Raw genomic sequence first — 25,504 nt, forward strand, 5'->3', positions numbered from 1 at the left:
AAATCTGATTTGTGATAAATCAGGCAATAGCAACGCAAGTATCGCAGTATGAGCTTGTGCTACATAAGGATAGTAACTGGAAGATTGTAAAAAAGTCATGATAAAAGTAAATGTTACTTACATACGAATGGTATGAAAGTGTTGACAATCATTTTATGATGACATATAATAAACATACAGAACGAATGTAAAAGAGGTGTATGTATGGCGAGAAATAAATATCCTGAAATAACTGTTGAGAAAATATTAGACGTATCTCAACGCTTGTTTCTTGAAAAAGGATATGATAAAACAACAATTCAAGATATTGTTGATGAATTGGGCGGATTAAGCAAAGGAGCAATCTATCATCATTTTAAGTCCAAAGAAGAAATTATGGACGCTCTGGGAGATAAGATGTTTTTTAACAATAATCCTTTTGAGAAAGTAAAAGCTCGAACAGATTTAAATGGACTTCAAAAAATGAGAATGGCAATCATATTAAATCAATCTGATGAGAAACAGATAGAATTGACGAAACAAGCTATTCCCATGTTGAAAAACCCTCATGTATTAGCTCGTATGATTGAAACAAACCGTCGTCGTTTATGTCCATATTGGGAATTATTTATAGAAGAAGGAATAAATGACGGGTCTATTAAAACACAATATAAAAAAGAACTTGCAGAATTTTTAGTGTTAATGGATATTTGGTTAATACCGTCTATCTTTCCAGCTAATAGAGAAGAGTTACAAAACAGATTTCATTGCATAAAAGAAATGCTTGAAAATATGGGTCTGCCTTTATTGAATGAAGAAATAAGCGAAAAGATAACAGCATTACCATATTTTGAATAGTTACAAATAAATTGCCTAGATATAGGCAATTTAAAAAACATACATACATACATTTGTTTGGTATTATAATATAAAGGAGATGTTATCATGGAAGAAGTTAAGTATTCAATATGCGTATCGGCATTGCAGAAAAAGTATAAAGATAAAGAGGTATTGAGTAATGTAACTTTCTCTGTACCTAAAGGCACTATTTATACTTTATTAGGGTCAAACGGTGCTGGAAAAACAACAACTATTCGTATATTAACAACGCAAATCAAAGCAGATAATGGTACGGTTCAAATTGAGGGATATAATGTTTTTGATAATCCGCAGAAAGTACATGAAGTGATTAGTTTGACAGGGCAGTTTTCCGCTGTTGACGAATGTTTGACAGGAAAAGAAAATCTCATTATTATGGGAAAATTACGTCACTTATCAAAGCCAGAGGAAACGGCTGATAATTTGTTAGAATATTTTGAATTAGCAAAGGCTTCAAATCGTATTGTATCTACTTATTCTGGTGGAATGAAGCGAAAACTAGATATAGCAATGAGCTTGATCGGAAATCCTAAAGTTATTTTTTTAGATGAACCAACGACTGGATTAGACCCACAAAGTCGTCATAGTATGTGGAATATAATTAGAGATTTAAACAAGTCTGGTGTAACGATTTTTCTAACTACTCAATATTTAGAAGAAGCAGAACAACTGGCAGATATAATCGGCATATTGGATAATGGAAAAATCATCGCAGAGGGAACGCCAGAAGAATTAAAAGCATATCTCCCACAAGGAGAAGTACAATTTACATTTGAAAATTCAGAAGAATTTGAGAAAGCTATATTGTTGATGAAAGATTATAAAGTTTCCATAACCCCAGAAGAATATAGCATTATTGTGTTTACTGACGGAAAAGCAGATACATTGTCTAAAATATTCTATATGTTATATACGAGTGAAATTTCTATTCAAAACTTTAAAGAACTTGCACCTACCTTAGAAGATGTGTTCTTATCAATGATTGAAGAAAGTGAGGGAAAATCAAATGAAGTCAAAGACTAAAAGATATAATGATACTTTTACAATGGCAGGACGTTGTTTACTTTTATCGAAAAGAAACCCAGATACTTTTTTAACCAGTATTATTCTACCTGCACTAATGATGTTACTATTTATTTCTCTTTTCGGCAATCTTATTCAGATTGAGGGTATTTCTTATGTAGATTTTATCGTTCCGGGAATTTTATTACAATGCATTGCTCAAGGTTCTTCTACGACCGCTATTATGGTAAATAAAGATGTAACAAGTGGCATTGTTACAAGGTTTAATACATTACCTATCAATAAAATTTCAATATTGAACGGTCATATTTTAGAGGCTTTCATAAGAAGTATTATAAGTACTGTTGTTGTTGTATTGATAGCAATATTGCTTGGCTTTCGTCCGTCAATTCATATAATAGACATAGGAATTGTACTCATATTATTAGTTGGAATAATGTCTGTGTTATCATGGTTGGCAGTTATGGTAGGGGTCATAACAAATAGTGCAGAGGGTGCAAGTTCATTATCTGCATTAGCAATCATACTACCTTATTTAAGTTCTGGGTTTGTACCAACCGAAACATTACCCTCAATTTTAAAAGTATTTGCAGAATATCAACCTATGACTTCAATTATAGACACTATGCGAAATGCTTTTTTAGGAAATACATTGGATACTCAACTATTTATTACCGCTTTAGCATGGTGTATAGGTTTAACGATACTATTTTATATCTTATCCTTAGTTTTATTTAAAAAGCGTTTATGTAATTGAAGATATGTATTTATATCATTTCCCAAAAGAAAAAAGTTAGAATGGAAAATGATTTTAATGGAAATTGCTCTATGAAGTACCTTAAGCATTTTACAAAAAAATCTACAACTAAGTAGCGAAGCACACACTACTACAACTGAATATTTTTATGTCTTAGCTCATGCAAACTATATGTTTTGTGTGGGCTTTTTTATTACCTTTTTTCTATATCCCAAAGGTATAGACGGTATTTCCGTTTATATATTTCAGCGTATGCGGAAAGGAGGTGAGATTATGAACACATCTTCTCTCGAGCATATCGTTAGAATACAGTTTAATGCTTTGATGATGACTGTTATTAAATGCACAGTAAAAAGCAGAAACAGACAGTTTGCAAGACGTTCCAAGCGTGAAGTTTTATTCTGTGAATTATCAGATACTAAAAATCTAGAATGTAGAACTGATGATAAACATTTTTGCGATTACATTTCTTTTGAAGTCTTGAATTTCACAATTCAAATATCAAATGAAAAACTTGCTGTTGCTTTATATAAGTTATCAAGTAAAGAGCGTGATGTAATACTATTACGCTATTTTCAAAGCATGAGCGACCAAGAAATTGCAGAATTATATCATGTATCACGTTCTGCTATTTATCACAGAAGAAGTAATGGATTGAAGAAGTTAAAAGCACTATTGAAAGAGAGGAATTGAACCAATGAAAAAAGAATATGGCTATCCCACACTAGAAGTAATATGTAAAGCGTCTGCTGGAAATGAAAATGCTATAAGAGAGATTTTAAAGTTTTATGACGCTTATATTTGTAAATTATGCTTGCGTCCGTTTTACCACTCTGAAAGTGGTAAAATTACTATGCAGGTTGATGAAGAATTAAAAGGTCAAATTCATACAGAAATGATGAAAGCAATCTTGAAATTTGAAATCAGAGTAAAGTAATCATATTACATGAATGAAAAAACGGGAGATACACAGATATTTGTGCTATCTCCCATGTTGTTTTTGTGTCATATCAAGGCTCATTCAATCGTGGTAAATTCGTGGTAAAATGAATAGTTTTCTATACTTCAAAATGGTTGAAAGTATAGTATTTATGCGGATAATCGAAAATCAGATATAAAATTTATGTTAAATTAAGTATACTATTTTAGCATATTATTTACAACTCCTTTTTAATTAATATTTTTATAGTTATATTGATGATTTTTTATAAATTTATGTTCACGCCATTCTTTTCGATTATCATAAATATATGGTCAAATTCCTGGTAAGTGGAATAAGACTTGACTATATGGCCGTTACGGCCACGGAGAGAGCATCTCACGAAACTGTTTTAAATAATTGTCCATAATGGAACCTCCTTAGTGAAATATGATGGCAGGAAACAAAAAAAGCACCCCGCATCAGGAGGCGGACAGTAAAAATTTTCTGATATGTAGTTGTTGAGTTTGAAGAACCATGGTAAAGTAGACATAGCGGTTTTTGGTATGTGTTTACGGTTGCGTTAGGGGTAACTCAACCATACAAAATATATTCAAAAACTGCTACTTTTTTTGAAAAAAGTGATAGTTTCACGTACTTAGGGCTAGCCGCCGCGCTAGCGGCTTGGTACAATACACTATAAACATGTATTTACAGGAGGAAACTTATGTATAAGCTGCTTCTTTTAGAAGATGATATCAGTCTGATCGATGGCTTGCAATATGCCTTGAAAAAGAATGGATTTCAGTTGGATGTTGTCCGGACGATCCGGGAGGCAAAAGTGCTTTTATCTGTCCCCAACGACTATGACCTGCTTCTTCTTGATGTTACGCTTCCGGATGGAACAGGATTCGAAATCTGTGAACAAGTACGCCGAAAGGGGAACCCCATCCCTATCATATACCTCACTGCTGCAGATGAGGAGACCTCTGTGATACGGGGACTGGACATCGGAGGAGATGATTATATTACCAAACCCTTCCGTCTGGGAGAACTGTGCTCCCGTATCCGGGCTCTTCTCAGGCGCAGCGGGAGGAAGAAAGAAATAGGGGACAGCCTGCTCGTCTCTGGCAAAGTGTCCGTTGATCTTCTCCAAAGCAAGGTTTTCCTGTCCGGAAGTCCCCTGGAATTGACCAGTGCTGAGTACCGGCTCTTATGTCTTTTAGTAAGAAACAGCGGCCGCATCCTGACCCGCAGCTCTATCCTGGACCTTCTATGGGACGGCAACGGAAGCTTTGTGGACGATAATACTTTATCTGTATATGTGCGCCGCCTGCGTGAAAAACTGGAAAACGATCCCTCACACCCCGAACATCTTCTGACTGTCCGGGGATTCGGATACCAATGGAAGGAGTAACGCTATGAGCTTTCTGCATGAAAAGCAATCCCGCTGCTATTTTTTATTTCTCTCCTGCTTCTGCACTCTGATGCTAGCCTTTTTCGTTTTGTGTGCAGGTATACAGACTCGTGAGGCAAAAAAGCTTCTTCTCAGACAGGAACAGACTGCCGCCTCCTATCTTCTGGAACAGGGTATATCGGAAGACATTACCGCTGCTGCCTTTAAAAACAGCGAGCTTACTGAGGAAGGTGTACGGCTTCTTGAAAAAAGCGGGCGTACCGACAGCACTCCCTTTTGGCTTCTTCCCCCGGCCCGTCGGGCGGCAGTCCTATATCTGACTGCCGCCCTTCTGGGAGGTCTGGGATTCGGGGGGATTCTGATGGGCGTCTCCGCTTTCTTTCTTCACCGACGGGAACTTCTGTATCAGAAGGCGGCCGGCAGAATTGCAGAATTTGCGGAGGGGAGCTTCGCACGTCATCTGCCCAGGAACGAAACAGGTACGCTGTATCAGCTGTTTGCATCTGTGGATGAGCTGGCCATGGCTTTACAGTCCAAAAGCGAATCTGAACAGAAAGCAAAGGAATTCTTAAAAGATATGATATCTGATATCTCTCATCAATTGAAGACTCCCCTGGCTGCCCTGAATATGTATGCAGAAATTATTCTGGATGAGCCGGACAATCCCCCGTTAGTAGAGGAATTTTCCGGGAAATCTCTGATATCCCTCGCACGCATGGAACAGCTCATTCTCTCTCTGCTGAAGGTTATGCGGCTGGATGCCGGAAATATTCGTTTTGAGCAAAAACTCTGTACAGTTTCTGAACTGGTTTCCCGGGGAATTGCAGAATTGATTACAAGAGCAAAACAGGAAGAGAAACAGATCCTGATAAACGGTGATCCCGGAGAGCAGATTCTGTGTGACCTGGAATGGACCGGTGAAGCCATCGGCAATCTGGTGAAAAACGCTCTGGACCATACCGAAGCCGGAGGAACCATTGAGATTGCCTGGGAGCGGTCTTTGGCAATGCTTCGGCTGTCTGTTGCAGATAACGGCAGCGGGATCCTTCCGGAAGATATTCACCATATTTTTAAACGATTCTACCGCAGTAAATCTTCCGCCCATACACAGGGGATAGGTTTGGGGCTGCCTCTGGCAAAGTCTATTATTGAAGGCCAGGGGGGGATTCTTTCTCTTCAGAGCACTCCGGGCAAAGGAACCACCTTTATTATTTCTTTTCTTACAGAACCGTAAGCTGGAATTCATCTGTATGTAAGGTGATCCTGCTATGCTGTCAGGGTAGAATAACAAGGAGGTATAATTACATGGAAATATTGCGTACTCAAAATCTCTGCAAAGTATATGGAAAAGGTGATACACAGGTCAAAGCGCTGCAAGACGTATCCTTTACTGTGGAAAAGGGAGAATTTACTGCGGTTGTAGGGGAATCCGGTTCCGGAAAGAGTACTCTCCTGAACTGCATCGGGGGCCTGGACACTCCCACGTCCGGTCATATTTATCTCAATGGGGAAGATTTATATTCAATGAAGGAAACAAAACGTACGGTGTTCCGCCGCCGCCACATTGGTTTTATTTTTCAGTCCTTTCACCTCATCTCAGAGCTGAATGTGGAGCAGAATATTATATTTCCGCTTCTGTTGGACAATAAGAAACCAAACCGGGAGCAGACAGACGAAATCCTGGAGGTATTAGGTCTGACAGATCGCCGTACGCATCTTCCCAGTCAGCTGTCAGGGGGACAACAGCAGCGCGTAGCCATAGGACGTGCGTTGATTGCGAAACCCATGCTGGTACTGGCTGATGAGCCTACCGGGAATCTGGACTCCAAAAACAGCCAGGATGTCATGGATCTTCTCTGTAAAGCATCCAGGCATTATCAGCAGACGGTTCTTATGATAACTCATAATATCAATCTTACATCCTCTGTCGACCGTGTTCTGCGTGTCACAGACGGTATTCTCAGTGAACTGGGGGGTATGAAAGTATGAGACATTATCTGGACTTAATCCCTATTTCCGCTAAGGTGCACCGCAAACAGAGCAGAATGACCAGAATCTGCATTATACTCGCAGTATTTCTGGTTACCGTAATCTTCGGCATGGCAGATATGGAAATGCGGGCCCAGAAGCTGCAGTCTCAAAAGAGTGATGGGGGCTGGCATGCCGGCTTTAAAGAAATCACCGGTGAACAAGCTGGCATCATAGCCTCACGGCCTGAGATAAAGGCATCCGCTTGGTATGATGTTCTCAATTACCGCTTGGATGAGGGGTATCAGCTTCAGGGGAATGATGCGGTTATCTGCGGGTTCGATGAGGAATTGCTTTCTATGTTTCCGGGAATGGAGCTGGAGGAAGGGGAATTTCCAAAGGATACACACTCTGCTGTTTTTACAAAAAGCGTAAAAGAACAGCTGGGGCTTAAAACAGGCGATACTATATGGCTGACCGTTCCCCGGGGGGAATCTATAGAATTAACGGTATGCGGATTTACAGGAGATACGTCTATGCTTACTGAAAAAGATGCTTTCGGCATATTTTTAAATACAGAAGCATTCCGTACACTGCTGTCTGCTGAGTCCTCAGAAACGTATGAAGGAATCTTTTATGTTACATTCACCCCCTACTGCAGCATCCAAAAGGCACTGTCTGATATTCAGGCACAGCTGCAGCTGTCAGACCAGCAAGTCACACAGAATACAAAGCTTCTGGCACTGATGCTCCAGAGCAAAGATCCCTATATGATGCAGCTATATCTTACTGCAGGTGTCCTGGCTGTCTTGGTTGCCATTGCAGGCACTCTGATGATTGCTGGAAGTCTGAACAGCAATGTCGTACAGAGAACGGAATTTTTCGGCATGATGCGCTGTCTGGGTGCAACTCAGAAGCAAGTGATACGATTTGTACGAAGGGAAGCACTTAGCTGGTGTAAAACGGCCATCCCGCTGGGGATCGCCGCGGGTACTGCTGTCATATGGCTTTTGTGCGCACTGCTGGAGTTCTTAAGTCCAAGCATATTTGGGGAGATGCCGGATTTCGGGATTAGCTGGCTGGGCCTGATATCCGGTGTACTGATTGGCCTTATCACTGTCCTGCTTGCGGCCGGTTCGCCTGCCAAAAAGGCATCCAGAGTTTCCCCTGTGGCGGCTGTATCGGGAAATGCCGGCACCATCCAGGCGGCGCGTAAAGCGGCATCAACCACATTTTTTCAGGTGGATACTGCTTTGGGAATCCATCATGCAAAAGGGAGCAGGAAGAATTTTATCCTTATGATTGGCTCCTTTGCTTTCAGTATTATTCTGTTTCTGTCCTTCCGCTCAGCAGTAGATTTTATGAATCATGCTATCACACCGCTGAAGCCCTATTCCCCGGATCTGTCGGTGCTCAGTCCTGACAATACCTGTGCAATCGCTCCGGATCTCGCTGAATCATATGCGGTCCTTCCCTTTGTAGAGAAGGTGTACGGCAGAAGCTTTGCCTATAATATCCCGGTAAAGATACATGGACAGACAAAAAGTGTCAACCTTATCTCCTACGAAACATATCAGTTCCAGTGGGCAGAGGATATGCTCCTTGAGGGGACAATCGATGATACAGAGAATGGCAGCTCGGTACTCACTGTTTTTCACAAAGAAAATCCTCTGAACCTGGGGAGTACAATTACCATGGATTCCTACTCTGAGGGACAGCCGGTGAATGTTAAGGTGTCTGGAATTCTGTCCGACAGCCCTTTTAGCAGAGAACCAGGGGTTGAAACTGTAATTTGCTCCCAAAAATTATTTCAGCAGTTAACAGGTGAGAGCAATTATACAATCATAGATGTACAGTTTAATTCCAAAGTAACAGATAATGATGTGGCACAGATGCGCGCTGATGCCGGAGATTCGGTTATCTTCTCAGACCAGCGTATAAAGAACAGTGAAACCATGGGGGCATATTATTCCTTTTCCCTGTTCATCTACGGATTTCTGGCTGTAATCGCCTTAATCTCTGTATTCTATATCATTAACAGCATTGCCATGAGTGTATCCGCCCGCCTCCGTCAGTATGGCGCCATGCGGGCCATCGGAATGAGTGACAGGCAGCTGATACGAATGATATCAGCCGAGGCAGCAACCTACGCCCTCTTCGGCATTTTCTTTGGCTGTCTCATAGGTCTTCCTATAAACAAGCTTCTATTTGAGAGACTTGTCACTTACCGATGGGGAGATGCCTGGTATGTACCGGTTGGTTCTCTGCTGGTGATCATACTGGTAATCGCAGGGTCTGCGATTCTGGCTGTGCGTGGCCCCGCAAGGAAAATCCGGGGGATGTCGGTGGTGGATACTATAAGTGCAGAGTGATAGTTTTGTGTATGTGAAGTTCGGGGTTATGTAGTCGGCGAGCAAAGCGTTGCAGACGGACGGATATAGAAGGGAGCACCGGGGGGACAGGGCCAGGCCAGGGGGCGGTTCCGCAGGAGTGAATAGAGAGTCTTAGGCAAAACCGGGATTCACGCAGGAGATTTTTTCGGCAGTCCGGGCCGAAAAAAAGTGAGAATGGGCAGAGAATGCACATAAAGCATTCTTTGACCATACGAACGGTGCTCCGGAGGGGATTCCGGTTTTGTCTTAGACTCTCTTCAGGACGGAGGTGTCCCCGGAACCCAAGCCCTCCCTCCCGCCCGAACCAGCCCGCCGCCGCGGGATTTCTCTCACCGTCCCCTTACCACCTACACCTGCCGTCCAGAAATACCTTGAGCCGAAGTCCAAATGCTGCACCATTAAATCCCAATTATTGCAAAAAAACACGGCAAAGCAAGCCGTCCCAGCTCACATTGCCGCACTCAATTTCTATTCTAATTCACTCGCAGAGATACAAGTCCCGTCTCTCCAGATTCTTTCCAGATCGTAGAAAAGCCTGTTCTCTTCATCGAAAATATGAAGCACAATATCCCCGTAATCCATTAAAATCCAATTTGCGTTCTGGTATCCCTCTATCTGCTTTGGTTCATATCCTGCTTTTCCCAGGAATTCTTCCACGTTGTCAGCCATTGCCTGCACCTGGTTGCGGTTGGATCCGCTGGTGATGATAAAGTAATCTGCCAGTGTGGTAATTTTTTCAATATCGATCACTTTTATATCAATTGCCTTTTTATCCTCCAGGGCATCGCAGGCAAGACGTGCCATTTTTTTACTCTGATTCATTTGCCGTTTCCTCTCTATGTCGTTCATTGTGTAATCTCTCGTAGTAGTTAAAGGCCTCTTTGGTAGCTGTATCAATTTCTCCGGAATTGCCTTCCAGATAAGCTAGTGTATCCTTTAATATCTCGTACATACACTCATCCAGATCTCTAAATGCAAGTCTGCGTATCTGACTGAGGTGCTGTGCCTTGCATCGCATAGGTTCAATGTAGTCTGCAATATAAACAATCTTCTCCAGCGTATTCATTTCCGGCTTTCCTGTGGTATGATACCTGATGGCAGAAAGAATCCCGCTGTCTTTTATCTGGTATTTCTCTTTGGCTAAAAATGCGCCCAGCTTGGCGTGGAGAAGAAAAGGATTCCGCATCTCAAAGGAATTTATTTTTATCCCGTATTTTTTACACAGTCTCAGCTTCTTCTTGTTTGGTATGCATTTGGCACAGTCATGCAGAAGACCAGCTGTCTGTGCCTTCTGGACATTTTCCCCATGGGCCATTGCCAGGCCTGCACTGGTGTACATTACCCCCATGGTATGCCGGAAGCGCTCCTCATCCAAATCTTTTTTTAAGATTTTGGTCATTTTTTCGATGTTGTAGTTCATACCTCTTCACTGTCCTTATAAATCTTGTGTTCTCTGATATAGTCCATCACATTATCTGTGAGATAATACTTCGTAGTTCTGCCGTCCTTTACCCAGGAGCGGAGCATTTTTGATGATACATCTATATTGATAGAATCCAGTTTTACAAAGCTGCCCTGAAACTTATAAGTCAGTTTCCACATGATTTCATCCAGTTTCTGATGGCTGGTATGATTTCTGGTGGCAACTACCACAGTACAGGCGTCACAGATTCTTTTAGGCTCCCGCCATTTATCAAAATCAAAGAGGGAATCTGCACCCAGAATGAAATAAAACGCAGTATCCGGATACTGGCTTTTCAGGCGCTCTAACGTTCGATAGGTATACGAATACCCATCCTCGTTCATTTCTATCAAAGAGAGCTCAAAATGGGGGTTAGAGGCGATTGCCAGACGTACCATATCGACTCTCTCACTGTCCGTAGCCCTGCCCTGACGGTTTTGCTTGTGAGGGGGATTCCCTGCCGGCATAAACCATACCTTATCCAGCTGAAACTGCTCATAGGCAGTTTCACCAAGTATGAGGTGGCCGATGTGTATGGGATCAAAGGTTCCGCCCATGATTCCGATTCGTTTTTTTTCCTGATTCATGATAGTCTTCCTCGTAAGGTGCTGTATCTGCCTGCTTTTATTTGGGAAGTTCTATTTTTTTCTTATCTTTTTTTCCTTCCTTATACAGCACAATCTTTTTTCCAATCACCTGAACTACCTGAGATCCTGTTCTCTCCGCAAGAATCTGGGCCATGGCCTTTGGATCATCCATACAGTTCTGAAGCACAGAAATTTTAATAAGTTCTCTGGCGTTCAGTGCTTCCGCGACGGATTTTGTATTTTCCGGCGTCAGGCTGGACTTGCCGATCTGAAGAATGGGATCCACATTCATGGCCAGCCCTTTTAAATACGCTCTCTGTTTACTTGTCATAAATCCTCCTATTTATAATAATCAAAATCAAATCCGTACATACGTACGGTATCTCCCTCTTCGATCCCGGCTTTCTCTAAATCTGCCAGTATTCCTCCTTCTTTGAGGAACTTCTGGAAGAAGGCAAACCCCTTCTCAGAGTCAAGATTCGTATATCCCAGCATCTTCTCAATCTTAGGTCCTTCCACAATAAAGATATGGGGATCTTCCTCACTCTTCACTACCGTGTAGGGAAGGTTCTCCGCAATCAGAACATCCTCAGGGAAGAACTCCTGTTCAAACACAATCGGCTCAAGCTCTGTATGATCCAGCAGCTCCTTTACATAATAAAGCAGCTCCTTCACACCCTGCCCGCTTACTGCCGAGATCGCAAATACACGGACACCTTTGGGCTCAAATTCTTTTCTGATAGCTTCTACGGGATCTTCCCCCTCCTGGTATAAGGCATCAATTTTATTAGCGGCGATTACCTGGGGACGTTTTGCAATCTCCGGATTGTAAGCCTCCAGCTCTTTGTTGATTTTGTGAATATCCTCAATAGGATCTCTTCCCTCTGTAGAAGCTGCGTCTACCATATGAATAATGACTCTGGTGCGCTCTATATGGCGAAGAAACTGGTGTCCCAGTCCCAGCCCCTCAGAAGCGCCTTCAATTAATCCGGGGATATCTGCAATGACGAAACCGTCCGTGCCTTCCAGATCTACCACCCCCAGATTGGGATTCAGAGTAGTAAAGTGGTAATTGGCAATTTTGGGACGTGCATTGGTCACTCTGGAGAGAAACGTGGATTTTCCTACGTTCGGGAATCCCACCAGCCCTACATCTGCAATTACCTTCAGTTCCAAAATTACGTCCAGTTCCTGGGCTGCCTGTCCGGGCTGTGCATATTTGGGCACCTGCATAGTGGCCGTGGCATAATGCTGATTCCCTTTGCCGCCTCTGCCGCCTCGTAATACAACCTGACGGCAGTTTTCCCCCGACATATCTGCAATTACTTTTCCACTCTGGGCTTCCTTGATTACCGTACCTTCCGGTACTTTCAGCACAATATCCTGTCCGTTGCCTCCGTGGCACCTTCTTTTGCCGCCCTCCTCACCATCCTGGGCGGCATATTTTCTTTTGTGACGGTAGTCTCCTAAGGTATTCAGGCCCTCGTCAACTTCAAATATGACATCTCCGCCTTTTCCTCCGTCTCCTCCGTCCGGCCCTCCGTTGGGAACATAAAGCTCCCTGCGGAAGCTTACATGGCCGTCTCCGCCTTTTCCGGATCTGATATATATTTTAGCTCTGTCTGCAAACATAATTCACCTGTTTTTTTCTTTCTTCTAGTTCAATCACAATCTTTTTACTGCATATTATAAGTATGATCAATAACATAAAAACCATGCAACACATTAGATGATTGCATGGTTCCATGTTATACGTGACTTATTATTCTGCTGATACAGGAACGATAGAAACCTGTTTCTTATCTCTTCCTTTTCTTTCAAAACGAACAACACCATCCACTAATGCAAATAATGTATCGTCTCCTCCGCGTCCCACATTCACACCCGGGTGAATCTTAGTTCCGCGCTGTCTGTAAAGAATATTGCCAGCTTTAACGAATTGGCCGTCAGCTCTTTTCGCACCTAAACGCTTAGATTCGGAATCTCTGCCGTTCTTGGTAGAACCAACTCCTTTTTTATGAGCGAAAATTTGAAGGTTCATCTTTAACATGTCCTTACACCTCCTTGAATATCAAATGAATGTATTCTTTGCCGTAGTTTTCCTGAATCATTTCTAATCCAAGAACCATTGATTTTAATAGTAATGCTGCTGTAGTACTGACAGGACCAGTAATCATACATTTTAAGTACCCATCCCTCTGCTCTCCCCCGAATTCATCCTCCGTAAAGGTTTCCATGGAATTCACAGCGTTTACAGTAAGGGCTGAAACCGCCGCGCAGATAATATCATATCCCTCATCGGCGTAGTCTGCATGTCCACTGGTTTCAAATCCTATATACTCACCGTCTGACCTTTGATATACAATAACCGTAATCATAATCGCCTGTCAGGAATTAAGCATTAATTTTTTCGATTTTCACTTTTGTGAACTGCTGTCTGTGACCGTTCTTTTTGTGATAACCAGATTTTCTCTTATACTTGTAAACGATAACTTTTTTCGCTTTACCGTTCTCAACTACAGATGCGGTAACACTGGCATCAGCAACATCTGCGCCAACCTTTAACCCGTCGTTGTTTACTGCAAGTACATCATCAAATGTAACAGTCTCTCCAGCTTCTACACCAAGCTTTTCTACTCTAATGATATCGCCTTCGGCTACTTTGTACTGTTTACCACCTGTTGCAATAATTGCGTACATATGGCACCTCCTATTATCATTACTCGCCAAATATGGTGGCTGCCTTCCTGTTGAATTACTCAGAAAGCAACGCTTCTGACCTCTTTGTGCGGCATCCGTATTATAATAGCACAAGATATTGTGTCCGTCAACTGTTTTTTCCTTCAAATTTCCAGCAGTTTACATATTCTGCCTTAAGAGATCATGAAACTGAGAATCAAATAAAATTCCGTAGAGTAAAAGCGCAAATCCTGCCGCTAAAATCAGTACGGTTGATACAATCAGCACTGTGATAATCAATCCCTGTCTTTTTTTAGGAAAAAAGGTGCTCCTGTATCCTTCCTCCCTATAGTGGAGCAGATGATTACCACCGTAAGCAGCAAAAGGCACACAGCAGGCCATAACCAGATAGACGCCGATGCTCGCCACCGGTACAGTATTCAGACTGGTCTGCGACAGATCACTCCCTGCTCGTTCCAGTATTTTTGCAGAATAGGAGGAGATGGCCAGTGGTACGTAGTTATTTACCCCGTGAAAAATGGCGGGATATACCATATTTTCCGTCTCCAGCATGACATAGGACAAGGCGGCTCCCAGAAGCGCGGTGGGCACGAATCTCCATATGCTCGTGTGAAAGATGCCAAACAGAATTCCCATAATAAGTACAATAAGCCACTTTTTCTTCAGCGGAAGCATACTGTGAAGAATGACTCCCCGGTGCACTGCCTCTTCACACACGGCAGGCATCACTACCGTAAACAGAAATCCAACCGCAAAGGGTACGGAACTGATCACGGAGCTTAGCCCTTGGCTTACCCCCAGCATCTCATCAGGAAAAAACCATGTAATGATTAATGTGAGTACCATTACTGTGAGAAAAGAAGCCAGCCAGAGAAGAATGGTTCCTGCCGCCTTGGAAAACCTGACTCTGCCTACGGGAAATATTTCTTTGAAATCAGCCCTGCATAGTTTTACGCAGACAATGGCCATTGCCAGAAGGAGCAGTTCAGTCATTGCAAGCCCGTACATGCCAAACTGCATCTGCAGAGGAGCCATAATAAAGTAAAAAGAGAACATCACCACTGCAAAAAACAGCAGGCCGTGATAAGGTCTTAATTTTCTTTTATCCATACGCAATTTCCCTATTTGGACGGTACAATCTCGATCCAGTAGCCATCCGGATCCGTGATAAAATAGATACCCATAGCCTCATTTTCAAACACAATGCATCCCATCTCTTTATGTCTCTTATGGAATCCTTCATAATCGTCTGTCTCAAAGGCAAGATGGAATTCACACTCTCCAAGGTTGTATGCCTCTGTCCGATCTTTCAGCCAGGTAAGCTCCAGGGTAAAATCGGTGGTCTGATCACCCAGATAGACCAGTGTAAAGGAACCATCCTCCGCATCTTTCGTTCTGACAGGCGTAAGCCCCAGAGCTTCCTTGTAAAAGGAAAGGCTCTTTTCCAGATTCAGTACATTAAAATTAAAATGTGCAAATTTCAGCATATTATTTCCCTCCTATTTCTTCCGCCAGTGATTTTCTTACTTTTTTTCTGGTTACTTCAACGATGTTAAGCTTCGTCATATCCACAAGTACCGTGTGAACCGGATCTCTGCGGAGATATTTTTTTAAAACATTCAGCAGCTCTTCCTGATGTTCCTTTCGCTCCAGGTTAATAAAATCAATCAGAATAATACCTGAGAGATTCCTCAGCCGCAGCTGTGCCGCAATCTCACGGGCTGCCTCAAGGTTAATTTTGCGGTAAGTTTCCTGCTGCTTTTTCTTACCTGTATATTTTCCGGTATTTACATCCACTGCCACAAAAGCTTCTGTCTGCTGGATCATTAAAAACCCTCCGCTTGGAAGCCATACTTTTTCTTTTGCCGCATTATCCAAAGCGCGCTCCAGAGAATAGAGCTTGTGAAGTGAGAGCAGCCTGTCCTCGTAGAGTCTGAGCTTTTCGGCATCTTCCTTCTGATACTCTCCCAGATACTCCCCAAGCTCAGCTAAAATAGCCGGAAGATCAGTGACAATCTCCTCCAGGGTATCCCCGTAGACATCCCGCACAGCCTGAATATAAAACGGGCTGGCTTTTTCCAGCAGACTATAGCAGGTCCTTGTTTTGCAGATATCAAGCACCCGCCTCCAACGCTTTTTCAGGTATTCCAGTTCTGCCAGTATCTCCTGCTTCTCGGCCTCACCGCTGTTTGTGCGGACAATCAGGCCGAATTCCGCCTCCATACAGGGCGCCAGCCATTTTCTCAGACGCTCCCGGTCTTCCCCGTTCAGCTTAGAGGAGAGGCTGAGCTGGCGGCGCTGGCTGGTGAGTACCAGGTATTTGCCGGTAAAGCTAAGATTGGATGTCAGGTTATAGGCCTTGGATTTTAAAGGCTCCCGGTTTACCTGCACAAGAACTTCATCTCCGGCTTTTACAATATTGTCTTTTTTCGGATTTGTAAAGTAAGGAACTTCTTTTGATAAGGGCAGATAGCCTGTCACCCCCGGGGAAAGCTCCACAAAAGCCGCATCAATATTGGGAGATACATTTTTTACCTTTCCAATATAAATGCTGCCAAGCAAGGCTTCCTGTTCCAGAGATGAGAGCCGCAGTTCCAGCACCTTTCCCTCTTCCACAAGTGCGGTAACTGTCCTCTCCTGGGAATGTATCTGCATCTTTGTAATAATCAGCTTACTCAATTTCTTCTCCCAGTCCTTCCAGCGATACGAATACCGGCCGGCCTTCCGCCTGAATCTCTCCGTAGGTTTCGAGCCGATGGACCTCAAAGGCATACTCCAAAACAGAAACTGACAGATAGCCGGCAAAAGCTTCCATCACCAGTTCTGGTTTTGTATTATTCGCGCTTCCTGCTGCCAGTTTCAAAAAGATACTTTCCCCTTCTCTTCGCATCTCATAGATAAAAGGCCGGATATCAATTTCCTTTTCGCTTTTTTTGGTTTTTTTCCAGATGAGCAGCTGTTCCTGACTGTAAAAGTCAGCCAAATGCTCCAGAAACATATCCCTCAGCTTTTCCTGACCGGGACGGAAAGTTACCAGATAATCCGCGGCGGCCACCAGGGACATAGCTTTGCTGGCTTTGCCGTCATCTACCTTTTTTATACTTAAGATCCTCATGCCTTCCACCATAGCGGCGTTCAGGCGCTTTTTCATATCCTCTGAGTTTGTCGCAGTATTTACTTCCATATCGAAGTACTCTCCGGTGCTTGTGATGCCAACCCCCAAGGGTGCGGCAAAGGACATAATCATATGGGGACTGAAGCCCTCTGAAAAAGCAATGTCAATCCCTGCTCTGCGGATAGCCTTCTGAAAATACCGCATGATATCCAGATGTCCGATAAACTTCATGGATCCTTCTTTTGCAAATTTCACTCTAACCTTCAAGACAGACACCTCCTTTGTATCTTCCCGCACCGCAGCCGGAACACTGCTGCCTGCAGTTAGGCGTTATCTCTTCCTCTTTTGCACGGTTCCATTCCCGAATCAAAAACTTTTTGGTCACACCGATATCTATAAAATCCCAGGGCAGAATCTCTGTGACATCCCGCTCCCTCATGGTATAAAAATCCGGATCTACTCCCAGATCCTTAAAAGCCTGCTCCCAGGCCTGGGGTCTGAAGTACTCTGACCAGGAATCAAAAAGGCTTCCGTTCTCATAGGCCTTCCGGATCACAGGTCCGATCCTCCGATCCCCCCGGGCCAAAATGCCTTCCAGTACCGTAACATCTGCCTCATGCCAGTTATACTTAATGCTCTTTTGGTTCAGCTGGGCTCTGATGGCTTCTTTTACAAATCTGGCTTTATCAAGAAACTGTTCTTTTGTAAACATAGGAGCCCACTGGAAGGGGGTAAAGGGCTTTGGCACAAAAAAGGAAGTGCTTACTACAATCTGGCACTTTCCATGGCGCTGCTCCTTTGGAATCTCGTAATATCTCCGGGCTATTTTTTCTGCCAGCTCGGCAATTCCTCTCATATCCTCCTCTGTTTCCGTGGGCAGTCCCAGCATGAAATACAGCTTTACTCTGGTCCATCCCCCTTCAAAGGCACTGCCCGCTCCTTCCAGGATATCCTGCTCGGTGAGGCCTTTGTTAATCACATCCCTAAGCCTCTGTGTGCCTGCCTCCGGTGCAAACGTGAGGCTGCTCTTTCTGATATCCTGAACTTTGCTCATAACATCCAGAGAAAAGGCATCAATGCGAAGGGAGGGCAGCGAAATATTGACGCCTTTCTTGTCAAATTCCTCTATTAAAAACTGGATGAGTTCCGGCAGCTGAGAATAATCACTGGAGCTTAGTGAACTCAATGAAATCTCCTCGTGCCCGGTATTCACCAGCATATCCTTTGCTGCCTGTTTCAGGTACTCCAGCTTTCTCTCTCTTGTGGGACGGTACAGCATTCCTGCCTGGCAGAAACGGCATCCGCGGATGCAGCCTCTCTGGATCTCCAGAGTTACCCGATCCTGTGTAGCTTTAATAAAAGGTACCACAGGGGCCTTTGGATAATACGTATCTGTCACATCCATAACCACCTGTTTTTCCACCTTCAGAGGCGCACATTCACAGGTAGGAGCAAAGGATGCGATAGTTCCGTCCTCGTGGTATTCCACCCGGTAAAAGCCAGGCACATAGATGCCCGGAATCCCTGCCGCCTTTTCTAAAAATTCTCTTCTGCCTCCGCCCGAGCGTTTGTTTTCTTTATAGACATCAAGCAGCTGATTGTATACTGTTTCTCCTTCGCCGATATAGAACAAATCAAAAAAGTCCGCCAGAGGCTCCGGATTATAGGCGCAGGGGCCTCCTCCTATGACAATGGGCATGTCCTCTGTTCTCTCTTTGGAAAGCAGGGGAATCTGGCTTAGATCCAGGATCTGGAGAACGTTGGTGTAGCACATTTCATACTGCAGCGTCAGCCCCAGGAAATCAAAATCTTTCACAGCATCCTGGGATTCCAGAGCAAAAAGAGGGATTTTCTCCTCACGCAGTACCTGATCCAGATCCGGCCAGGGGGAATAGACACGCTCACACCAGGTATCCTCTCTCTGGTTAAACATATCATAAAGGATCTGGATACCCAAATGGGACATGCCAATCTCGTACACGTCGGGGAAACACATGGCGAAACGGATATCCACCTTGTCTTTCTCCTTCATCACCGAGTTGACCTCGTTTCCAATATAACGGGCCGGCTTCTCTATATTTAGTAATATTTCATCGTTTAAGGCTAGTTTTCTCATTTTCTTCCTCTCGTTTTTTAATTGTCTTGTATCAATCAGGAGCAGCTGTCCTTTTTATGCGGCCCTATGAATAGATACAATTTTACCTATTATAAACATTTTACGGAAGAACTTCAAGTAGATATCTCTCATTATACTATATAGAGCAGCCGAATCAGCTCCAGAATTTTTTTTGGGAGGCTGCTGCTGGTTTCATGCGTGCTTTTTCCTTCGCAGGGAAATCTCTATATAAAGCAGGAACCATCCTGCACAATGAAACAGAAGAATGAAAATATCCTTTGTTACCAGGGCCGTACTGCCGGCTGTCAAGTCCATAATGCCCTCAAAAGCCGCCTGGGAGGGAATCAGGTAGCATACAGCAGAGAGAAACGGATGGCTGACTCCTACGAGAAAGCAGAGAATCGGAACAGCCATAAACAGCAGCATAATAACTTTGATATATACCACACCCATCATCAAATCCCTGGAAAGTCTGCCTACAAACAGACCGATAAGTGCTGCCACAAAAGAAGAGAGCAGAATCAATATCAGCATGAGGACGGCATTCTGCAAGGATAGCCGAAAGCAGATACAGGCTGTAAGGATTGAGGACAAACACCCACAGAGAAAGCCAACGATAATCTTCTGCAGAATATACTGGCTTCGGGTGATAGGTAAGATCTCGTTTATTAAGGCCACTCCGTCCTCCTTTTCAGAAACCATGTTCATTGCATTATAAGTACATCCCATAAACATAGCTATAATCAGTGTAACTGTGATAAACATATCCTGAAGCCCTGCCATCACACCAGGGCGCTCCAAAATCTGAACCTCTGCCCGCCTGGATGCATTCCGCTGTTCATACAGAGCAGGAAGCGTGTCAGCAGTCTGGCGAAAGATATCCAGCTCGTCGCCGGCACATATTGTTTGGATGCCATTCCCGTCCGCCTCCACTCCTATCAGATTTGTAGACGGTTCCCTAATTCCATTTATCAGTTCCTCAAGGGACGGATAAGCTGTCACTGTACCATATCCCTCCAGCCATGCAGCGGTTTCTTCCGGCATATCATCCCTCAATATTCCGAACTGAAGCTCCCCCAGGGAGGTAAGGGCGATGGAACCCACGTAATGCAGAGCCGCAGCAGCAAGGATTGGCAAAAGGAAGGTCATCAGACAAAACTTGTCCTTCCGCACACTTTTCAGCTGATAGCACAAACCCTTCATATTCATGCCGCCTCCTTTCCCATTTCTCTGCGAAATAACTGATGCACGCCGGCATACAGTACTGCAATCATTGAAGCAATGCCCCAATAGTAGAAAGGACTGGATGCAGAGATGCCAAAATAAGCGTTTTTCAGTCCCATGTATATGTGATAGAATGGATGAAGCCCAATCCAATCCAGCTTTACCGCCGTATTTGCGGAAAGAAACACCGGGGTTGCAGCAAATATGGCTATCAGCAGATAGACCAGAGTAAATTGCCGGAAGTCTTTCAGCAGCAGGGCGCAGACCAGACCTGTCAATGCCATAATCAGCGACAAGAGCGCCGTTTGAAAAAGGATTGCGGGCAATATCGGCATTGCAGCTGAAACTCCAAGATTGAGTATAGTAAGCAATACGGCAAAAACAAGATCAGACAGCAGAAACAGTATCAGCTTTGACAAGAGAAACAGATTTTCCTGTAAAGGAAGAACGGCATGGACACGTATGACGCCCATCCCCTTCTCCTTGAAGAGTACAGCAGCGATCCCTAAAAATCCGACCGCAGAGATTTCAAAAAACAACAGTTCACAGGTAATCTCTCTTCTTGCTTTCTCTTCCGGTGTATAAAGTCCAACATCCCCCGCAGTATAAGGGGCCGCCGGCTGCAAGAGAGACAGGGCGTAGTCAGCCCTATGGCGGTCAGCCTTTTCTGTTCCCCCGTAAAGTACAATCTGTATATCCCCAGCAGCGGCGTTGATGCCTACGCTGTTGGCATCCTGGTACAAGGCCCTGTCAAACGCTTCCTTCGAGGATACACGCCGAACCAGCGCCGAAGTTCTCTCCTGTGTACCTGCGGGATCGTACAAATACACATTATATATCTGAGTATCCATGAATCTGACATATCCAAAGTTTACATAAAAGGTATATAAAATTAAAAACCCCAGGGACACAAGAAAAAATCTGCCTGACCTCATAAGCCGGATGTCTTTCCCGAGCAGCGTACGAAAATATTTCATCAAGATAATCCCCTCCCTGTGTATTGAATAAACATATCTTCCAGCGTCGGTTCCTGGGAATGAATACTGATAATCTCATCATGCAAAAAGGACATGCCTGCCTCCAGTTCATGGATGTCAATTACTTTTTCTTCCCGTTTTCCCTGATAAAGATAGTCAATCCTAATGTGGCGATTGCTGTTTTTCTCTTTCAGATTCCTTGGGGTATCCAATGCCACGATTTCTCCGCTTGACAGAAAGGCTACGCGGTCGCACAGCAGATCTGCGTCCAGCATGTTATGGGTGGTCAGAAATACAGTTGTCCCTTTCCGGCGTTCTTCCTCAATGATTCTGCGGAACAGAACAGCTCCGGATGGGTCAAGCCCGCTGGTGGGCTCGTCAAGAAAAAGCAGTCTCGGATTGCTGATCAGCGCCCTTGCCATGCTCGCCCGCTGCCGCATCCCCTTTGAATAGGAGGAAACCGGTTTTTTTATAAAATCAGATTTGAACTCCAGCTTTTCTAAAACCTCTCCGATGTCACGCAGCTGTTCTTTGGGGTAGAAGGCGGAGAAGTATCTGAGGTTATCCACAGCGCTCAAATTGGAATACAGATAAGGAAATTCAAACAAAACGCCAATTTTTTGGAAAAATTCCCGATTGTGAACGGAAGTGATATCCTGTCCGAACAGAGATACTTTGCCTCCATGCCCTTTTAAGATCCCTGTCAGAATTTTTTGTGTCGTTGATTTTCCGGAGCCGTTAGGTCCCAAAAAACCAAATATTTCTCCATCTTCTACAGTGAAATTCAGGCCGTGAAGGGCTTTTTTGTCTTTCCCGTAGGAGAATGTCAGGTCTTTTACTTCAATCACTCTTCATCCCCCCATTTCTCCTGCTGCTCCTTTTTCTTTTCTCGCTGCCTCTTCCCCCACCATCTCATAAACTTAAGCTTAACGGGAATGAGGACTGCCAGAGCGATTACTATCACCAGCCACCAGTACCATGCAAGACCTAGTAATGTCATAAAAAGTTACCTCCCTTCTCAAAAGTTACTGTGATTAATTCTGTAATAATCATAAGAAAAAGAATTGAAGCCGTTGCAATGTCTCTGTGAAGACGGTGTAAAATTTCCAATTAAAAAAGGCTCCCGTTAAGGAACCTATCTATAGGACTATGCAGTTGCTGAAGAGACAACGGGGATCGAAAAATAGAATTGCACACCATCTGAAAGATTTTCCACCCCGTAGGGCAGTCCATGCATGTTCAAAATCTGTGACACAATCGCAAGGCCCAGTCCGGAACCACTGTATGTGGAATTCCTCTCCCGGTAAAACTTTGTCCAGATCTTCTGCAGATTCTCCTGTGGGATGGCGGGACCCTGATTATAGACTGAAAAATGCAGCAGCCCGTTTTCTTTTGTCAGCGACAGCTTCACAATGCCCCCCGGACGCACATTCTTTCGGGCGTTCACGATCAGATTATCTAAAACCTGCTCCATCCGTTTTTTATCTGCAGACACAAAGCTTCTATGCTCAGGCAGTTCATACTGAAGTTCAAAATCTATGTCCGGAATATCAATCAAGAGACGTCCGGCCACGATCTCCACAAGCTCCACAAGGTCAAAGCGCTCCGGGGTAAGCTCTGAAGCCCCTGACTCCAGGGCCGAGAGATCCAGCAGAGCAGTAATAAGCCCGTTCATGCGCTCTGTCTCAGAGATAATGATCTTGTAATACTTCTGTCTTTCCTCTTCGTCGGCCTCATCCTGCAGTCCTTCGGCGAAGGCTCTTATAACGCCGATCGGCGTCTTCATCTCATGGGACAGGCTGTCTGCCAGCTCCCTGCGCTCCTCCAGCAGTCTGCGCTCTTTTTCTACCTCTTTTTCAAGCTGTGTGTTCGCAGCCTCCAGATTTGCAAGAGTCTGCTGCAGCTTTTCAGCCATTACATTCAGGTTTGCCGAGAGCTCTCCGAATTCATCGGCAGATGTGACAGAACATGCGCTGGAAAAGTCCAGCCCAGCCATCTTTCGGGCCGTCTGGCTAAGCTTAATTACAGGTTTCGAAATAAAGTGCCCCATCAGGAAATCAACGGCAAGAACTATGCAAATCACAAAAACAAACCATAGGGCGAATGCAATATCAGGTGATATCTCCAGCTTTGTGGAAATAATATAGGAGAGAATGAGAAGAGCGCCGGCCAGCTTGGAAACCATTATTATTTTTTTACGGACGGTTCGGAGTGTAAAGCTGTCTCTTATCTTCATACGCCCACCTCAAACTTATAGCCGGAGCGGATAAGAGTGACAATACGTCTTCCTTCCTCCCCTAATTTCTGACGCAGGTTCTTAATATGCGCATCCACAGTTCTTGTTGTCCCCGCAAACTCATACCCCCAGATCCGATTCAGAAGCTGTTCCCGGCTAAATATCTGCTCTGGATTGGTCATAAAAAAATGAAGCAGCTCATACTCCTTATGGGTTAATGAGATCTCTTTGCCGTCCAAAAGCACCTTGTGAGAAGCCGGCACCACTGTAATCTTTCCTGCGTTTAAAGTATCCGGCGGCAGGGAAGCAATCCGGTGCAGCAGGACATTTACCTTTGCCAGCAAAACTTTGGGACTGAAGGGCTTCGTTATGTAATCATCTGCCCCATACTCATACCCCCGCAGTTTATCATCCTCGCTGCTTTTTGCGGTAAGCAGAATAATGGGCAGACTGCTCATCTGGCGGGCAGTCCTGCAGACTGAAAATCCGTCCAAATGGGGCATCATCACATCCAATATCATAAGATCAACTGTCTGATTCTTCAAAATCACCAGTGCATCCACACCGTCATCCGCTGTAAAGCTTCTGTGCCCGCCCCTATTCATGAACTTGGCAATGATCTCCTGCATATTCTTATCATCTTCTACAACTAATATATTCGCTATAGCAGAATACCCCCTTTCCATATCAGCATCCTGAGGCTCCGCGCGTTTTATGTTCCGCTAAAGCAATCCCATGCCGTTTATTACTTCCACAGCGTTGTCAGCTTCTCTGTCTGCAACGAAAATAGCAACGCTGTCATTGATTCCCCGCCCCATACCATAACGCACTGCGGCCAACCCGGCATCTCCCATGTCCTGCTTATAGGCAGCAATGCCATTATTTTTCAATGCTTCTATTATCATATCTGCCTGCATGGTTCCGTCTGCTGTGAAAACCTTTACCGGCAGTACTTCCTTAACTCCCTTTGACGTGTCAGTGAACTCTCTTTTTCTTAATCGTCTGCTGTTAAAAAAGGCTAAGATTCATGCGGCAGAAAATATGCCCGAACACACGATGCTCATTAAGGCATCCTTTGCGGGAGTACTTTGAATTCCCGAACCGTTTTCCCATGTGCCATGATACAGCATAATTCCTATATATGCTATGCCTCCGACAAGTAAGGCAAACGTTTCCCCAGCAACGGTCCACAGTTCCTTTGTTACAATTAACTGCACAATAATCAGGACTGCAGATAGCGCAAACATCAGGCCAAATGCCGTGTTTCCTGCTCTTACCGCCTTATCTTTTTCCGATTTACTGTACTCTGCGACCTTAGATAATGTCTCTTTACCCTCTTGACCCATACTCTCGCTTCTCCTTTCTCCTTCTAAGATGTCATTGATTTCTACCTCGTAGAAATCTGCTATTTGAATCATAATGCTTAAATCCGGCATATTCGTACCCGTCTCCCAGCGGGATACACTCCTGCCGGATACAAGGAGTATTTCTGCAAGCTGTTCTTGTGTTAACCCTTTTTCCTTCCGGAGCTCCTTTAGAAATCTGCCGATTTTCTTTGCATCCATTGCCAATTCTTCCTTTCTATTTGCATAGTACCATCTTTTCGAATAAAAAACACGACACAAAGCGAGAAATACCGTTTTTCATCCCTAGACACAGGTGTCTGGGGATAAACTCTTGGTACTTCAGCACTCTTCCTGCACAAAAGCCGCATTGTGCAAAAAGAGCAACAGGACCCGCCCCATTGCTCCA

Annotated in this window: 30 protein-coding genes and 1 pseudogene; 10 read left to right on the forward strand and 21 right to left on the reverse strand. The window is 44.1% G+C overall.

The window, feature by feature from the left end; genetic code table 11:
• Window positions 1-8: 8 nt before the first annotated feature.
• The 10 genes and pseudogenes from ACGHCT_RS13440 to ACGHCT_RS13485 all read left to right on the forward strand — a co-directional run.
• A pseudogene (locus ACGHCT_RS13440) lies at window positions 9-101 on the forward strand (conjugal transfer protein); the annotation flags it as partial.
• Between the two features lie 103 nt (window positions 102-204).
• Window positions 205-837 carry a TetR/AcrR family transcriptional regulator gene (locus ACGHCT_RS13445; RefSeq protein ID WP_002341490.1) on the forward strand — a complete coding sequence of 211 codons (633 nt, stop codon included), beginning with the start codon at window positions 205-207 and terminating at the stop codon, window positions 835-837.
• A gap of 87 nt (window positions 838-924) precedes the next feature.
• A complete protein-coding gene (locus tag ACGHCT_RS13450; RefSeq protein WP_002341489.1) occupies window positions 925-1,881 on the forward strand; it encodes an ATP-binding cassette domain-containing protein in 957 nt (318 codons plus the stop codon).
• Window positions 1,865-2,638: an ABC transporter permease gene (locus ACGHCT_RS13455; RefSeq protein WP_390436289.1), complete on the forward strand. Its 774-nt coding sequence runs from the start codon at window positions 1,865-1,867 to the stop codon at window positions 2,636-2,638. The genes ACGHCT_RS13450 and ACGHCT_RS13455 overlap by 17 nt, the downstream gene beginning before the upstream one ends.
• 273 nt (window positions 2,639-2,911) lie before the next feature.
• On the forward strand, window positions 2,912-3,331 hold the full coding sequence (locus ACGHCT_RS13460) for a sigma-70 family RNA polymerase sigma factor (RefSeq protein ID WP_390436291.1): 420 nt from the start codon (window positions 2,912-2,914) through the stop codon (window positions 3,329-3,331).
• Between the two features lie 4 nt (window positions 3,332-3,335).
• On the forward strand, window positions 3,336-3,575 hold the full coding sequence (locus tag ACGHCT_RS13465; protein ID WP_390436293.1) for a helix-turn-helix domain-containing protein: 240 nt from the start codon (window positions 3,336-3,338) through the stop codon (window positions 3,573-3,575).
• Between the two features lie 709 nt (window positions 3,576-4,284).
• Window positions 4,285-4,974, forward strand: a complete 690-nt coding sequence (locus ACGHCT_RS13470; protein ID WP_072854531.1) for a response regulator transcription factor — start codon at window positions 4,285-4,287, stop codon at window positions 4,972-4,974.
• Window positions 4,975-4,978: 4 nt separating this feature from the next.
• On the forward strand, window positions 4,979-6,208 hold the full coding sequence (locus tag ACGHCT_RS13475) for a sensor histidine kinase (RefSeq protein ID WP_390436295.1): 1,230 nt from the start codon (window positions 4,979-4,981) through the stop codon (window positions 6,206-6,208).
• Window positions 6,209-6,279: 71 nt separating this feature from the next.
• Window positions 6,280-6,963 carry an ABC transporter ATP-binding protein gene (locus tag ACGHCT_RS13480; protein ID WP_072854533.1) on the forward strand — a complete coding sequence of 228 codons (684 nt, stop codon included), beginning with the start codon at window positions 6,280-6,282 and terminating at the stop codon, window positions 6,961-6,963.
• On the forward strand, window positions 6,960-9,314 hold the full coding sequence (locus ACGHCT_RS13485; RefSeq protein ID WP_390436297.1) for an ABC transporter permease: 2,355 nt from the start codon (window positions 6,960-6,962) through the stop codon (window positions 9,312-9,314). Before ACGHCT_RS13480 ends, ACGHCT_RS13485 begins: the two co-directional genes overlap by 4 nt.
• A 489-nt stretch (window positions 9,315-9,803) precedes the next feature.
• Here the strand turns inward: ACGHCT_RS13485 and rsfS are convergent, their stop codons facing one another.
• The 21 genes from rsfS to ACGHCT_RS13590 form a co-directional block, all read right to left on the reverse strand.
• Complete coding sequence (gene rsfS / locus ACGHCT_RS13490) at window positions 9,804-10,157, reverse strand: ribosome silencing factor (RefSeq protein WP_072853612.1); 354 nt, start codon at window positions 10,155-10,157, stop codon at window positions 9,804-9,806.
• A complete protein-coding gene (gene yqeK / locus ACGHCT_RS13495) occupies window positions 10,144-10,755 on the reverse strand; it encodes a bis(5'-nucleosyl)-tetraphosphatase (symmetrical) YqeK (RefSeq protein ID WP_072853610.1) in 612 nt (203 codons plus the stop codon). Before yqeK ends, rsfS begins: the two co-directional genes overlap by 14 nt.
• Window positions 10,752-11,384, reverse strand: a complete 633-nt coding sequence (nadD, locus tag ACGHCT_RS13500; RefSeq protein WP_072853608.1) for a nicotinate-nucleotide adenylyltransferase — start codon at window positions 11,382-11,384, stop codon at window positions 10,752-10,754. The genes yqeK and nadD overlap by 4 nt, the downstream gene beginning before the upstream one ends.
• A 37-nt stretch (window positions 11,385-11,421) precedes the next feature.
• A complete protein-coding gene (gene yhbY, locus ACGHCT_RS13505; RefSeq protein ID WP_072853606.1) occupies window positions 11,422-11,715 on the reverse strand; it encodes a ribosome assembly RNA-binding protein YhbY in 294 nt (97 codons plus the stop codon).
• Between the two features lie 8 nt (window positions 11,716-11,723).
• The gene (obgE, locus tag ACGHCT_RS13510; protein WP_072853604.1) at window positions 11,724-13,016 is read right to left on the reverse strand and encodes a GTPase ObgE; all 1,293 of its coding nucleotides are present in this window, start codon (window positions 13,014-13,016) and stop codon (window positions 11,724-11,726) included.
• Window positions 13,017-13,146: 130 nt separating this feature from the next.
• Window positions 13,147-13,434 (reverse strand): 50S ribosomal protein L27, encoded by a 288-nt coding sequence (gene rpmA / locus ACGHCT_RS13515; protein ID WP_072853602.1) that lies wholly within the window; start codon window positions 13,432-13,434, stop codon window positions 13,147-13,149.
• 4 nt (window positions 13,435-13,438) lie between these two features.
• Window positions 13,439-13,762, reverse strand: coding sequence for a ribosomal-processing cysteine protease Prp (locus ACGHCT_RS13520; RefSeq protein ID WP_390436299.1), 324 nt, complete (start codon window positions 13,760-13,762; stop codon window positions 13,439-13,441).
• 16 nt (window positions 13,763-13,778) lie between these two features.
• Window positions 13,779-14,084 (reverse strand): 50S ribosomal protein L21, encoded by a 306-nt coding sequence (gene rplU, locus ACGHCT_RS13525; RefSeq protein ID WP_072853598.1) that lies wholly within the window; start codon window positions 14,082-14,084, stop codon window positions 13,779-13,781.
• A gap of 159 nt (window positions 14,085-14,243) precedes the next feature.
• Window positions 14,244-15,194 carry a CPBP family intramembrane glutamic endopeptidase gene (locus ACGHCT_RS13530; RefSeq protein WP_390436301.1) on the reverse strand — a complete coding sequence of 317 codons (951 nt, stop codon included), beginning with the start codon at window positions 15,192-15,194 and terminating at the stop codon, window positions 14,244-14,246.
• Window positions 15,195-15,205: 11 nt separating this feature from the next.
• Window positions 15,206-15,571, reverse strand: a complete 366-nt coding sequence (locus ACGHCT_RS13535; protein ID WP_072853594.1) for a VOC family protein — start codon at window positions 15,569-15,571, stop codon at window positions 15,206-15,208.
• Window position 15,572: 1 nt separating this feature from the next.
• Window positions 15,573-16,763, reverse strand: a complete 1,191-nt coding sequence (locus ACGHCT_RS13540; RefSeq protein ID WP_390436302.1) for a ribonuclease E/G — start codon at window positions 16,761-16,763, stop codon at window positions 15,573-15,575.
• Window positions 16,756-17,475 (reverse strand): TIGR03936 family radical SAM-associated protein, encoded by a 720-nt coding sequence (locus tag ACGHCT_RS13545; protein ID WP_341443512.1) that lies wholly within the window; start codon window positions 17,473-17,475, stop codon window positions 16,756-16,758. The genes ACGHCT_RS13540 and ACGHCT_RS13545 overlap by 8 nt, the downstream gene beginning before the upstream one ends.
• Window positions 17,456-19,315: a TIGR03960 family B12-binding radical SAM protein gene (locus ACGHCT_RS13550; protein WP_390436304.1), complete on the reverse strand. Its 1,860-nt coding sequence runs from the start codon at window positions 19,313-19,315 to the stop codon at window positions 17,456-17,458. Before ACGHCT_RS13550 ends, ACGHCT_RS13545 begins: the two co-directional genes overlap by 20 nt.
• 192 nt (window positions 19,316-19,507) lie before the next feature.
• Window positions 19,508-20,524 carry an ABC transporter permease gene (locus tag ACGHCT_RS13555; protein ID WP_390436306.1) on the reverse strand — a complete coding sequence of 339 codons (1,017 nt, stop codon included), beginning with the start codon at window positions 20,522-20,524 and terminating at the stop codon, window positions 19,508-19,510.
• Entirely contained in the window at window positions 20,521-21,516 is a 996-nt protein-coding gene (locus ACGHCT_RS13560) for an ABC transporter permease (protein WP_390440188.1), read from the reverse strand. The genes ACGHCT_RS13555 and ACGHCT_RS13560 overlap by 4 nt, the downstream gene beginning before the upstream one ends.
• A complete protein-coding gene (locus tag ACGHCT_RS13565) occupies window positions 21,516-22,364 on the reverse strand; it encodes an ABC transporter ATP-binding protein (RefSeq protein ID WP_390436308.1) in 849 nt (282 codons plus the stop codon). The genes ACGHCT_RS13560 and ACGHCT_RS13565 overlap by 1 nt, the downstream gene beginning before the upstream one ends.
• The gene (locus ACGHCT_RS13570) at window positions 22,361-22,516 is read right to left on the reverse strand and encodes a hypothetical protein (RefSeq protein WP_167594281.1); all 156 of its coding nucleotides are present in this window, start codon (window positions 22,514-22,516) and stop codon (window positions 22,361-22,363) included. The genes ACGHCT_RS13565 and ACGHCT_RS13570 overlap by 4 nt, the downstream gene beginning before the upstream one ends.
• A gap of 147 nt (window positions 22,517-22,663) precedes the next feature.
• Window positions 22,664-23,752 (reverse strand): ATP-binding protein, encoded by a 1,089-nt coding sequence (locus ACGHCT_RS13575; RefSeq protein ID WP_390436310.1) that lies wholly within the window; start codon window positions 23,750-23,752, stop codon window positions 22,664-22,666.
• Window positions 23,749-24,438 carry a response regulator transcription factor gene (locus ACGHCT_RS13580; RefSeq protein ID WP_390436312.1) on the reverse strand — a complete coding sequence of 230 codons (690 nt, stop codon included), beginning with the start codon at window positions 24,436-24,438 and terminating at the stop codon, window positions 23,749-23,751. The genes ACGHCT_RS13575 and ACGHCT_RS13580 overlap by 4 nt, the downstream gene beginning before the upstream one ends.
• Before the next feature lie 36 nt (window positions 24,439-24,474).
• Window positions 24,475-24,669, reverse strand: coding sequence for a hypothetical protein (locus ACGHCT_RS13585; RefSeq protein WP_390436313.1), 195 nt, complete (start codon window positions 24,667-24,669; stop codon window positions 24,475-24,477).
• Window positions 24,670-24,777: 108 nt separating this feature from the next.
• A complete protein-coding gene (locus ACGHCT_RS13590; protein ID WP_390436315.1) occupies window positions 24,778-25,317 on the reverse strand; it encodes a helix-turn-helix transcriptional regulator in 540 nt (179 codons plus the stop codon).
• Window positions 25,318-25,504: the final 187 nt, after the last annotated feature.

The sequence above is a fragment of the Lactonifactor longoviformis genome, from assembly GCF_042848515.1.
Taxonomy (GTDB): domain Bacteria; phylum Bacillota; class Clostridia; order Lachnospirales; family Lachnospiraceae; genus Lactonifactor; species Lactonifactor longoviformis.